Annotated in this window: 12 protein-coding genes and 1 riboswitch; of the genes, 10 read left to right on the top strand and 2 right to left on the bottom strand. The window is 70.3% G+C overall.

The features are described from left to right. A partial coding sequence (locus BLS56_RS15475) for a phospholipid carrier-dependent glycosyltransferase (protein ID WP_228771655.1) occupies window positions 1-389 on the bottom strand: 389 nt, incomplete at its 3' end. 221 nt (window positions 390-610) lie between these two features. Between BLS56_RS15475 and BLS56_RS15470 the strand changes: the two genes are divergently transcribed. Genes BLS56_RS15470 through BLS56_RS15450 form a run of 5 tightly spaced genes read left to right on the top strand, consistent with a single transcriptional unit; the run spans window position 611 to window position 4283 of the window. Beyond that, entirely contained in the window at window positions 611-1462 is an 852-nt protein-coding gene (locus tag BLS56_RS15470) for a helix-turn-helix domain-containing protein (protein ID WP_175482841.1), read from the top strand. An 18-nt stretch (window positions 1463-1480) separates the two neighbouring features. After that, entirely contained in the window at window positions 1481-1957 is a 477-nt protein-coding gene (locus tag BLS56_RS15465; RefSeq protein WP_091450840.1) for a hypothetical protein, read from the top strand. Between the two features lie 24 nt (window positions 1958-1981). Next, on the top strand, window positions 1982-2467 hold the full coding sequence (locus BLS56_RS15460; RefSeq protein WP_091450839.1) for a hypothetical protein: 486 nt from the start codon (window positions 1982-1984) through the stop codon (window positions 2465-2467). Then, entirely contained in the window at window positions 2464-3291 is an 828-nt protein-coding gene (gene rsmI, locus BLS56_RS15455) for a 16S rRNA (cytidine(1402)-2'-O)-methyltransferase (protein WP_091450837.1), read from the top strand. Before BLS56_RS15460 ends, rsmI begins: the two co-directional genes overlap by 4 nt. Continuing rightward, a complete protein-coding gene (locus BLS56_RS15450) occupies window positions 3288-4283 on the top strand; it encodes a DUF4185 domain-containing protein (RefSeq protein ID WP_091450836.1) in 996 nt (331 codons plus the stop codon). Before rsmI ends, BLS56_RS15450 begins: the two co-directional genes overlap by 4 nt. Window position 4284: 1 nt before the next feature. Here the strand turns inward: BLS56_RS15450 and BLS56_RS33025 are convergent, their stop codons facing one another. Then, window positions 4285-4677 carry a hypothetical protein gene (locus BLS56_RS33025; protein ID WP_091450834.1) on the bottom strand — a complete coding sequence of 131 codons (393 nt, stop codon included), beginning with the start codon at window positions 4675-4677 and terminating at the stop codon, window positions 4285-4287. 50 nt (window positions 4678-4727) lie between these two features. Here BLS56_RS33025 and metG point away from each other — a divergent pair, with 50 nt between their 5' ends. The 5 genes from metG (at window position 4728) to BLS56_RS15420 (ending at window position 11827) form a co-directional block, all read left to right on the top strand. After that, window positions 4728-6527, top strand: a complete 1800-nt coding sequence (metG, locus tag BLS56_RS15440; RefSeq protein WP_091450833.1) for a methionine--tRNA ligase — start codon at window positions 4728-4730, stop codon at window positions 6525-6527. Next, a complete protein-coding gene (locus tag BLS56_RS15435) occupies window positions 6524-7384 on the top strand; it encodes a TatD family hydrolase (RefSeq protein WP_091450831.1) in 861 nt (286 codons plus the stop codon). The genes metG and BLS56_RS15435 overlap by 4 nt, the downstream gene beginning before the upstream one ends. Before the next feature lie 294 nt (window positions 7385-7678). Further along, on the top strand, window positions 7679-9190 hold the full coding sequence (locus BLS56_RS15430; RefSeq protein WP_091450830.1) for a resuscitation-promoting factor: 1512 nt from the start codon (window positions 7679-7681) through the stop codon (window positions 9188-9190). Window positions 9191-9565: 375 nt separating this feature from the next. After that, complete coding sequence (rsmA, locus tag BLS56_RS15425; RefSeq protein WP_228771654.1) at window positions 9566-10417, top strand: 16S rRNA (adenine(1518)-N(6)/adenine(1519)-N(6))-dimethyltransferase RsmA; 852 nt, start codon at window positions 9566-9568, stop codon at window positions 10415-10417. A gap of 107 nt (window positions 10418-10524) precedes the next feature. Next, window positions 10525-10614: riboswitch (SAM riboswitch) on the top strand. Window positions 10615-10816: 202 nt separating this feature from the next. Beyond that, complete coding sequence (locus tag BLS56_RS15420; RefSeq protein WP_091450828.1) at window positions 10817-11827, top strand: methionine ABC transporter ATP-binding protein; 1011 nt, start codon at window positions 10817-10819, stop codon at window positions 11825-11827. The last annotated feature ends 154 nt before the right edge of the window (window positions 11828-11981 follow it).

Genomic DNA, 11981 nt, shown 5'->3' with positions numbered 1-11981 from the left:
CCGGCCACAGCCGCGGAGAACCGCCACCCCCAGCCGTTGTAGCCGAACAACCACTCACCCACCGCGATCAACGACTTGCCCAACGGCGGATGCACCGTCAACTCATAACCGGCGTTGTCCTCAAACCCCCCATTGCGCAGCATCTGCCACGCCTGCGGCACATAATGCTTCTCATCGAACACCGGAGTGCCGTGATCAGTCGGCCACCCCAAATTCCACAACCGCACAAACCCACCCAGCAACCCGACCACAGCGGTCACCAGCCAGCCGCGCAGCCGGTCGGCGGGCATGGGCTTGCCGGTCAGCCTGGTGAGGGCCGAGTCCTCCTCCGGGGCCGGTTCGGGCGCGGGAACCCGATTGGCCTCGTCTTCAGCCGCGAGGACAGTCACTGGGCCACCTCACTGGTTCGGTGCGCCGACGGGTCGCTCGCAAGCTCGCTCACGGGGGGAAATCGTAGGGTGCCCGTTGTGCGGTCCGTGTCGGGCGCTCCGGTCCGCGTCCCGGTTTCCCGGTGGGGGGTAAGTCGATCAACTGATCGTGTAATTGTTTGCCCAGCTCAGGCGCGGTACCAAAGGACGCACAAGGTGCTCACGATGGGACGGGGGTGCGCGTGCCTCCTGGACGGCCGACCATCAGGTCACGGCAGGTCGCTGGTGAGTTGCGCAGGCTGCGCAAGCAGGCCGGGTTCACGACCGGGCAGGTCGGCGCGCAGCTCGGGCTTTCCCAGGCGAAGGTAAGCCGCGTCGAGACCGGCAGCAGCGGCCTCCGGGTCAACGACGTCGCGGCCATGCTCGGCCTGTACCGGGTGCCCGAGCCGCGGCAGGCGGAGATCCTGGACCTGGTGCGCCGCGCAGCCGAGCCGGACTGGGTGCAGGTCCACGGCCGCGGCCTGCCGGAGCAGTGGCAGACGCTGATCGACTGGGAGTCCAAGGCCGTCGCCCTGCGCAGCAACCACGCCTGGCTGGTGCCCGGCCTGTTGCAGACCGCGGACTTCGCCCGCGCCGCGCTCCGCGACACCGCGCCCGCCGCGCTTTCCGAGAGCGAGCTGGACGCGCTGGTCGCCGCCCGTCTGGCCCGGCAGGCCATCCTGAGCCGCGACAGCCCGCCCACGGTGCACGCCTTGCTGGGCGAGATGGCGCTGAAGGTCCCGGTGGGCGGGCCGGGCGTGCTCGCGGGCCAGTTGCGGCACCTGCTGGAGGTGGTCCGCAAGCCGCACGTGGTGGTGCGGGTGGTGCCGCTGTCGGCGGGCGCGCACCCGGGCCTGGACGGCGCCTTCCTGCTGATGGAGTTCCACCGCGACCCGCCCCTGGTCTACACCGAGCACCGCACGAAGAGCCTGTTCCTCGACGACGACGCTGCCGTGGCCGCGCACCGGGCGGCCTGGGACCGGGTGGCCGAGCGCGCCCTGCCCCAGGCGGAGTCCGTGCGGCTCATCGCCGACCTGGCAGACCGGAACGGGTGACGCTTTACCCTCTGCCGGGTGGAGAAGACTTACCCGATGCGCTGGAACCACGTGCTGGGGAACGCGATCATGACCGCCGTGTTCGCCCTGGCGCTGCTGCTCGGGGCGTTCTACCTGTACAAGGGCGGCTTCGATGACCTCAACGTGGCCGGGTTCGTCGTGCTGGCGGTCGTGCCGGGCGCGTTCGTGGGGACATTTCTGCGGCGCTGGAAGCTGGTCGTCGGCCCGGAGACCGTCGTCGTGCGGCGGGAAGCGCTGATCACCCTGCGCTGGTCGGACTTCCAGGAGGTCAAGGCGGTCTCCCGAAACCGCGACCGCCTCGTTTTCACGACCGGCGACGTCGAGTCGGCCAACCCGCTCACGCCGCTCACCAAGCGGGTGACGGCGCGGCTGCGCAAGTCCGGCGCGGACCAGTCCGTTGACCTGGTCTTGTTCTTCCGCGACTGGCGCAAGTCGGACCTGCCGGAGATCCTGGGCCAGGCGCGGCAGGGCTGACCTCTCGGTAGGTACCCTCGCCCGGTGGAAGAGACCTACCGCCTTCGCTGGCCGTACGCGGCGATGAAGGCCGTGCCCGCCGCCGGGGGATTCGTCTCCGCGCCGGTGCTGCTGTGGGCGCTCGGGCGTGCCCTGAGTGTCGAGGCGACGCTGGTCGTCGTCGTGCTGGCCGTCGCGGTGGTCGCCGTCCAGGTGTCGATCATGCGCGCGTGGCGGCTGGTCCTCGGGCCTGAGGAAGTGGTGGTGGTCCGGCAGCGGGCGCGGATCACGCTGCGCTGGTCGGACTTCCAGGAGGTCAAGGCGGTCGCCCCGGGCCGCGACAAGCTGGTCTTCTCGGCCGGGCGGGTGGAGACGGCCAATCCAGTGGTCCGGTTGTCGAAGCGGGTGGCTGACCAGTTGCGGGAGACGGGTGTCGACCGCACTGTCGAATTGCTCTTGTTCCTCCCTGACTGGCGTAAGACAGACCTACCGCAGGCCGTTCTCCGCGCCCAAGCTCAGCAGGCGGGATGACCGGGCGGCTGGTGCTGGCGGCAACGCCGCTGGGCGACCCGGGCGACGCGTCGGCGCGGCTGGTGGCGGCGCTGGGGTCGGCCGAGGTCATCGCCGCCGAGGACACCCGGCGGACCCGGAACCTGGCCGCCGCGCTCGGCGTCGAGCCCACCGGGCGGATCGTGAGCTTCTACGACGCCGTGGAGACCAGCCGCGCGCCGGGGCTGGTCGAGGCGATCCGCGGCGGTGAGACGGTTCTGCTGGTCACCGACGCGGGGATGCCGAGCGTGTCCGACCCGGGGTACCGGCTGGTCGCCGCGTGCGTCGAGGCGGACCTGCCGATCACGTGCCTGCCCGGTCCGTCCGCGGTGACGACGGCGTTGGCGCTGTCCGGGCTGCCCTGCGACCGGTTCTGCTTCGAGGGGTTCGCGCCGCGCAAGTCGGGGGAGCGGCGCAAGTGGCTGGCGGCGCTGGCCGACGAGCCGCGCACGGCCGTGTTCTTCGAAGCCACCCACCGCATCGAGAGCCTGCTGGACGACGCCGTGGAGGTGCTCGGCGCTGACCGGCGCGCGGCGGTCTGCCGGGAGCTGACCAAGTCGTACGAGGAGATCAAACGCGGCACGCTCGGCGAGTTGGCGGAGTGGGCGCGCGACGGGGTGCGCGGCGAGATCACCGTCGTCCTCGCGGGGGCCGAGCCGCGCACCGCCGACCTGGACACCCTGGTCGCCCGGGTCCGCGCGCTCGCGGCCGAGGGCGTGCGGCTCAAGGACGCCGCCGCCGAGGTCGCCGCCGCGACCGGGGTCAGCAAGAAGACCCTCTACGACGCCGCGGTGAGCCGGGCGTGATCCGGGTCGCCGGGACCGAACTCGTCGCCCAGATCACCGGGCGCGAGTCGGTCAACGGCACGGCCGAGCGCTACGGCATCCACGCCACCGACCTCGGCGTCATGTGGGACGACGGCGACGGCCGCACGTTCGTCGTCTTCGGCGACACCTACGGCGCGGGCTGGTGCGGCGAGGGCGCCGGCCCCAGCGAGGGCGGCGACTGGCGGTGCAACGTCCTGGCCGTCGCCGCCGACCGCGACCTCGACTCGGGCTTGCGCATCGAGTCGGTGATCGCCCGCGACGACGGCACGGCCCGGCAGATCCTCGACCGCGACCCCCGCCGCGACGAGGAGACCGTCATCCCCTGCTCTGGCGTCGCGATCGACGGGACGCACTACCTGCACTACATGTCGGTGCGGAACTGGGGCGCGCGCGGCAAGTGGGTCACCAACTACGCGGGCATCGCCGTCTCCCGCGACGGCGGCCACACCTGGGACAAGCCGGAGCGCGCCCGCTGGATCAACCGCGCCGAGCGCGACCACCCGTTCCAGATGGCCGCCTTCGCCCGCGCCGAGGACCACCTCCACCTGCTCGGCACCCCCAATGGCCGCTGGGGTGACGCGCGCCTCGCCCGAGTGTCCACAAGCGACATCCTGGAGCCCAGGGCGTACGAGTACTGGACCGGCGCGCGCTGGCGTCCCCGTGACGAGTTCGCCGCCACCCCGGTCATGCGCGGCCCGGTGGGCGAGCTGTCCGTGCTCTACAACATCCACTTCGGACAGTGGTTGGCCGTGCACCTGGACGAGGCCCGCGCCGCGATCGTCCTGCGCACCGCCGAACACCTGACCGGGCCGTGGACCGACGGCCAGGCGCTGGCCACCGCCGGCCGGTATCCCGGTCTGTATGGCGGTTTCCTGCACCCGGCGTCGGCCGACGGTCCGGTCATCCACTACACGATGTCGCGCTGGAGCCCGTACAACGTCTACCTCATGCGCTCCGAGCTGACCGGCTGACTCACGCGTTCTCCCTGGCGAAAGTCCGCGCGCCCCACAGCAAGCCCAGCACCGTCATCACGAACAGCACCAGCGATCGCGCCGAGTTCCGCGTCGCGCAGGCCGCGGCCGGTGAGGGTGCGGAACACGTCGTCCAGGGTGGGCCGCCGCACTGAAGTGACGTCATGGCGATGTCCGCTGCGTCGAGCGCGCGCAGCAGTTCGGGCAGCGCGAGGGACGCGGAACTCGACGGCCTCCGGCTGCCGGTCCGCCGCAGGCCCTCCCGCGCCAGCCGGGGCTTCACCCTGGCCCACCCGTCGGCCCGCCAGCCCATCAGCTCGGTGCGGACCTGGTGGCCGGGCGCCTTGCCCGCCCGGGTCACCAGGCCCAGCACGAGCGGCCGTGTGGCCGACATCCGGTGTCCTCCTGCGGCCGTCCAAAGTGACGTCCGTAGGCTAAGCGCTCATGAGTGCCCCCGTGCTGACCGCGGTGGCCTGGCCATACGCCAACGGCCCCCGCCACATCGGTCACGTTTCCGGATTCGGTGTCCCTTCGGACGTCTTCTCCCGCTACATGCGCATGTCCGGCCACCGCGTGCTGATGGTGAGCGGCACCGACGAGCACGGCACGCCGATCTCGGTGCAGGCCGACAAGGAGGGGATGACCACCCGCGAGCTCGCCGACAAGTACAACCGGGTGATCGCGGAAGACCTCCAGGGCCTGGGCCTGTCCTACGACCTGTTCACCCGCACGACCACCGGCAACCACTACAAGGTCGTGCAGGACCTGTTCCTGGCGCTCTGGCGCAACGGCTACGTCCAGGTCAAGACCCAGATGGGCGCGATCAGCCCGTCCACCGGCCGCACCCTGCCCGACCGCTACATCGAGGGCACCTGCCCGATCTGCGGCTACGACGGCGCCCGCGGCGACCAGTGCGACAACTGCGGCAACCAGCTCGACCCGATCGACCTGAAGAACCCGCGCTCGCGGATCAACGGCGAGACGCCGAAGTTCGTCGAGACCGAGCACCTGTTCCTCGACCTGCCCGCGTTCGCCGAGACGATGGGCTCCTGGCTGTCGACCAAGACCGAGTGGCGGCCGAACGTCCTGAAGTTCAGCCAGAACCTGCTCGGCGACATGCGCCCCCGGGCGATCACCCGCGACCTCGACTGGGGCGTCCCGGTCCCGCTCGACGGCTGGCGCGACGCGCCGATGAAGCGGTTCTACGTCTGGTTCGACGCGGTCATCGGCTACCTGTCCGCCAGCGTCGAGTGGGCGCGGCGCACCGGCGACGCGGACGCCTGGAAGGAGTTCTGGACCGACCCGGCCCAGGGCTACTACTTCATGGGCAAGGACAACATCGTCTTCCACTCGCTGATCTGGCCGTCGCTGCTGCTAGGACACAATGGTGCGGGCGACCGCGTTGCTCCTGGCGGCGAGCCGGGCGCGTTCGGCACACTCAACCTGCCGACCGAGGTCGTCTCCAGCGAGTTCCTGACCATGAGCGGGTCGAAGTTCTCCACCTCCCGCGGCACGGTCATCTACGTCCGGGACTTCCTCAAGCAGTTCGGCCCGGACACCCTGCGCTACTTCATTTCCGTCGCGGGCCCGGAAAACCAGGACACCGACTTCACCTGGGACGAGTTCGTCCGCCGCACCAACTTCGAGCTGGCCAACGAGTGGGGCAACCTGGTCAACCGCTCGGTGTCGATGGCGCACAAGAACGTCGGCGCCGTGCCGCGCCCCACCGCGCCGACCGCCGCCGACGAACAGCTCAAGGCGTTGGCACGGGCCGCGTTCGACACCGTCGGGGACAACCTGCGCCGGTCGCGGTTCAAGCTCGCCGCCAGCGAGGCGATGCGCGTCGTCGGCGCGGCCAACAAGTACCTCTCCGACGAGGAGCCGTGGAAGCGCAAGGACGACCTGGAGCGCCGCGACACCATCCTGCACACCGCGCTGCAGGTCGTCTCGGACGCGAACACGCTGCTCACCCCGTTCCTGCCGCACTCGGCGCAGAAGGTGCACGAACTGCTCGGCGGCAAGGGCGTGTGGGCGGCGCAGCCGGAACTGCGCGAGGTCGACGACCTGGACGAGCCGTCGCGGCGCTACCCGATTCTGACCGGCGACTACGCCGACGAGACGGCCCGCTGGGAGTCGGTCGACATCGAGGTGGGGCGTCCGCTGGACAAGCCAGCCCCGCTGTTCGCCAAGCTCGACGCCGAGCTTGGCGAGACCGGCCCCGACTGGGCGCCGATCGAGAAGTGACACCGCGCAAGGGCGAGCGACCACCGGTGCCGGAGCGTCTTCCCGCACCGGTGGTCGACGCGCACACGCACCTGGATGCCTGCGGCGCCAAGGATTCCGCCGATGTGTCCACAATGCTCGATCGCGCGAACGCCGCTGGCGTCGACCGGGTGATCACCGTCGCCGACGACTTGGCCGCCGCGCGCTGGGCCGCCGAGGCGTCCACTTGGGACGATCGGGTGTTCGCCGCGGTCGCGGTGCACCCGACGCGCACCGCCGAGTTCTCCGACGCGGACAAGGCCGTCATCGAAGACCTGGCGCGGCAGCCGCGCGTCGTCGCGGTCGGCGAGACCGGGCTCGACTACTACTGGGACTACTCGCCGCCCGCCGCCCAGCACGAAGCGTTCCGTTGGCACATCGACCTGGCGAAGCGGGTCGGCAAGCCGCTGATGATCCACGACCGGGACGCGCACGCGGACATCTTCAAGATCCTCACCGAGGAAGGATCACCCGAAACGGTTGTGTTCCACTGCTTTTCCGGTGATCTTGATTTCGCCCGAAAGTGTGTCGACCGCGGCTATGTCCTGTCCTTCGCGGGCCCGGTGACCTTCCGCAACGCCGCGCCGCTGCGCGCGGCCGCCGCGTTCGTGCCCCCGGGCCAGTTGCTCGTGGAGACCGATGCGCCATATCTCACACCGCATCCCTTCCGCGGCAGGCCGAACGAGCCCTATTGCGTCGCCTACACCCTCCGGGACCTCGCTCACCTGCGTGGAGTCGACGTCGCCGAGCTCGCCGCCGACATCTCCACGACAGCGGATCGCGTGTTTCGGTTGCGGGACGTGACATCCGACCATTCGATCGGTGATCGATTGCGATGAATGGGTGACGAATTAGCCGACTTGGCGGTGTGACGGGACTCACGAGTTCGCCGGATGTGTTTGCGCAACCCCAGCCGTCTCGTTACTGTCCCGTGACCGTACGACTTTGGGGATCATGCCCCGAGTCAACCCGGAGCAAGTCAGTACACGTCGGGGTGGCTGGCTGCGGGTCGTCGGAACACACGAAAGCGCGAAACGCGCCAAGCAGGCGGAGGAGTGGATGATCGCAGCGCGGCTGAGACCAATCCACGACGCCTGCGGAGCGGGTTCCCGCCTTCTGGAGGAATCGACCCTGTGAGCGGTAAACAGATCGGCGGTCTCGACCGCCCCCGGCACGACGGCTTCGCCGACACCGACTGGTTCAGCCCGGTCAAGTCGAGCGCGGCAACGGCCACGGCTGTCCTGGATGACGACTTCCGGGCCTGGCGGTCCGAGTTCCCGGACTACGACTACGACGCCGGTTTCTCCGCGTCGCTGAGCATCACCGACCACGACGTCCGCCACGCGCTCGGCCCGCAGGCCGACGAGATCATGGCCTTCGCGGGCGTCGACGTCGACGAGCTGATCCGGCTCATCAACGCCGAGACCACCGTTCTCCCCGCGCTTCCCGCGCTGCCCGATGAGGTCGCCAGCGGGCCCAAGCCGCTCAAGGCCGAAGACGACAAGCCTGCGCCCGGCCTGATCACCGCCGTCAAGCGCTGGAAGTCCACCTTCCTCAAGGCCACCATCGCCGCGGTCCTGGTCACCCTGACCGGCGGCGGCGCCGCGGCCATCGCGATGAACAACACGGTGACCGTCGACGTCGACGGACACACCCGCGAGGTCAGCACCTACGCCGACACCGTGGGCGAGATCCTCGAAGAAGAGGGCATCGAGGTCGGCCAGCACGACTCGCTGAGCCCCTCCCCGTCCGCCGAGATCGCCGACGACGGCAAGATCGTCCTCCAGCGCGGCCGCCAGCTCCACCTGACCGTCGACGGCGAGCAGCGCGACCACTGGGTCCGCGCCACCACCGTCGGCGAAGCCCTCCGCCAGGTCAACGCCCCCGTCGCGGGCGCCTGGATCTCCGCTGGCCGCGACGTGCAGGTGCCCCTGGACGGCATGGCCGTCGAGATCAAGACCCCGAAGAGCATCACCCTCTTCGACGGCGGCAGCGCCCCCACCCAGCTGACCACCACCGCGGTCACCGTCCAGGAGCTGCTGGACCAGCACAACCTGGCCCTCGGCCCCCAGGACGCGGTCCTCCCCGGCGCCGACCTCAAACTCACCACCGGCGCCGAGATCCGCATCAGCCGCACCGGCGTGACGGTGATCAACCAGGCCGAGCCGGTAGAGCCCCCCCTCCAGACCGTGGAAGACCCGGAACTGGCCAAGGGCAAGGAACTGGTCGTCGACCCCGGCACCCCCGGCGAGCGCATCGCCACCTACCGCATCACCGAGAAAAACGGCAAGGTCATCAAGCGCGAGGAAATCGGCTCCAAGGAGACCCGCGCCCCCCTGCCCAGGATCGTCAAGGTGGGCACCAAGCAGCCCCCCCAGCCCCTGATCTCCGACGGCGCCGTCTGGGACCGCCTGGCCCACTGCGAGGCCACCGGAAACTGGGCCATCAACACCGGCAACGGCTACTACGGCGGCCTCCAGTTCAACAAGAGCACCTGGGACGCCTACGGCGGCGACCAGTACGCCGCCTACCCCCACCAGGCCACCCGCGAACAGCAGATCGCCATCGCAACCAAGGTCCGCGACGCCCGCGACGGCTACAGCGCCTGGCCGCACTGCTCCAGCAAACTCGGCCTCCCCCGCTAACCCCACGCCCCGCCCTGCCCCGAGCCACACGGCAGGCCCGCAAAGCACCCGAACGTGTTCGGTGATCGCGAGTTGTCCACAGGCAAACCCCACCCCCTTCCCCGCCCTGACCTGCGCCGATAGACTGGAGCAGGGTCCGGCCCCCAGGGCGGGTGGGGTTTGCTGTGTGGGCTGCGGGGCGGCAGAATCGGCCGTTGCGGATCTGGCTGGAGTGGCTCGCCCACTGGCCAACCGACCCTTCTGTCAGGCCCAACCGAGGCTCGCCGAGTGCTTGTCGGGACCAAGAAACCACTCCACCCCATCGAGCCGACAACGGAACCAGCCACCCACGCACCCCACAGCCCCCAGAAAGCCACCGCCCCGTACGCTCTGCCAGTGACTGGATCGGCGCTGCTTGGCCCTGCTGACGTGCGAAGGCTCGCCGCCGAGTTGGACGTTCGCCCAACCAAGAAGCTCGGCCAGAACTTCGTCCACGATCCCAACACGGTCCGCCGGATCGTCGCGGCCGCGAATCTCACCGCCGACGACACAGCGCTAGAGGTCGGACCGGGACTCGGATCGTTGACTCTCGCCCTGCTCCCAGCCTGCGCCAACGTGGTAGCCGTGGAGATCGACCCAGTCCTCGCCGCCCGCCTCCCCGCGACCGTGCGCGACCGTGCCCCTGAGTTGGCCGACCGCCTGACTGTCGTGACCGCGGACGCCATGCGCGTCACCGCCCCCCAACTCCACGAGCCGACCGCGCTCGTCGCGAATCTGCCCTACAACGTCGCCGTTCCCGTCGTCCTGCATCTGCTCGCCGAGTTGCCGTCGCTGCGCACAGTCCTGGTCATGGTCCAGGCGGAGGTGGCGGACCGGATGGCCGCCAGCCCGGGCGGCAAGGTCTACGGCATCCCCAGCGTCAAGGTCGCCTGGTTCGCCGAGGCCCGCAGGGTGGCCACGATCTCCCGGTCGGTGTTCTGGCCGGTGCCCAATGTCGACTCCGCGCTGGTGCTGATGACCCGCCGCGAGCCCCCCGCGGCCGACCGGCAGGCGGTGTTCGCCGTCATCGACGCCGCGTTCGCGCAGCGGCGCAAGACTCTGCGGGCGGCGCTGGCGGGCTGGGCGGGGTCCGCTGCCCGGGCGGAGTCGGTGCTCGTCGCGGCCGGGGTGGACCCGGGGGAGCGCGGCGAGCAATTGTCGGTACGGGAGTTCGTCCGAATCGCGCAAGCGGCCGCTCACATGGCGTAAGCGAACTCGAAAACATTACTCCTGATGTGTGATGTGCGGAACGTCGGGGCCGATCTTCGGCACACGCGCTTGCTTTTGAGCAGCGCGGTCAGGTCTACTCTGTAAGCATTCCATCCCGAGCGGCTGAGAGACCTGGCTCGTTGACGCCGCAGCAACCACCCATCGTGGGCAGGTGCTACCGCCAGGAACGATGGAGGAGTGAGAGCGGATGCGGATCCTCACCACCCGACGGGTCATCGACCAGTGCAAGCGATCCGTCACCGCATGTCGTCTGATGCGCGTAGCAAGCTGACTTCGAGCAACACGTCTTCTTAACCCCCCCTGTTCGTCAGTCCCGGATCGTCCCTTGTGGACGAAGGCCGTCCTATCGGCCTGCCGTGCGCCGCGTTGGAGTAGATCGTGATCACCGTTGAGAACCTGAGCAAGTCCTTCCTGGGCGACACCGGCCCTGTCGTCGCGCTCGAGGACGTCACGCTGGACGTGCCCACGGGCACGATCACCGGCGTCGTCGGCCCGTCGGGCTCGGGCAAGTCCACTCTCGCCCGCCTCGTCGCCCTCCAAGACCGCCCCGACAGCGGCGTGATCAGGGTCGACGGTTTCAACACCGCCGCCCTCGACCCCCGCAGGCTCCGCGCCGCCCGCAGGCGCATCGGCGTCGTGCGCCACGGCGACCTGCTTCCGCAGCGCACCGCCGCGGGCAACATCGCCCTTCCCCTTGAACAGGCGGGCGTCGACGGCCCGCAGCGCCGCGAGAAGGTCGGCACCCTGCTCGACCTCATCGGCCTCACGGACAAGGCCGCCTTCTATCCGGACGCTCTCACCCCCGGCCAGCAGGCCAGAGTCGCCGTCGCCCGCGCCCTGGTCGGCGACCCGGGCCTCCTTCTCGCCGACGACCCCACCAAGGACTTGGACCCCGACGCCGAGGCGGGCGTCCTCACCGTCCTCGACCGCGCCCGTGCCGAACTGGGCTCCACAGTCCTGGTCGTCACCGACGACGCGGGCGTCGTCCGCCGCATCGCCGACGACGTGGCCCTTCTGGAGGGCGGCCGCGTCCAGGAGAGCGGCCACCTGCTTTCCCTCGTGCAGGACCCCGGCAGCCAGGTCGCCCAGGCCCTGCTCCCCGCGATCGACGCCCCCAAGTCCGCCCAGGCCCGCCACGACCGCTTGGCGGAGGTTGTGCTCGTCGGCTTCGCCGCCGTCGGCGCCCTCCTCCCGGAAGCCACCACCCGCTTCGGCGCCACCATCGCCGTGGTCGGCGGCGGCCTCACCCGCATCGGCGAAACCCCGGTAGCCCGCTTCCTCCTGGGGGTCTCCGGCTCCCACGCCGACCAGGCCCTGGCCTGGATCGGCGAACGCGGCGGCCTGGTGCGCCAGCGCGCCACCGGCCCCCAGGGCATCGTCGCGGCCTGACCCGCGCGTCACTTCACCGCCCGCCCACCACCCCAGTGGGCGGGCGGTGACGCGCTTGCCACCCCAAACCCGCAAGTACCGCCAACCCAGCCGCCTGCCAACCCCTCGACAGCGCCCAAGGTCGCGAGTTGTCCACAGGCGCGGCGCACCCTCT

The organism is Actinokineospora iranica (assembly GCF_900101685.1).
Classification (GTDB): domain Bacteria; phylum Actinomycetota; class Actinomycetes; order Mycobacteriales; family Pseudonocardiaceae; genus Actinokineospora; species Actinokineospora iranica.
Note: the sequence above shows the minus strand (reverse complement) of the source record. Positions and strands in the feature narration are given on the sequence as shown.

Excerpts from the sequence above, each read along its gene's own strand:
- rsmI (WP_091450837.1), top strand. The coding sequence starts at position 2,464 with ATGACCGGGCGGCTGGTGCTGGCGGCAACGCCGCTGGGCGACCCGGGC.
- metG (WP_091450833.1), top strand. The coding sequence starts at position 4,728 with ATGAGTGCCCCCGTGCTGACCGCGGTGGCCTGGCCATACGCCAACGGC.
- BLS56_RS33025 (WP_091450834.1), bottom strand. The coding sequence starts at position 4,677 with ATGTCGGCCACACGGCCGCTCGTGCTGGGCCTGGTGACCCGGGCGGGC.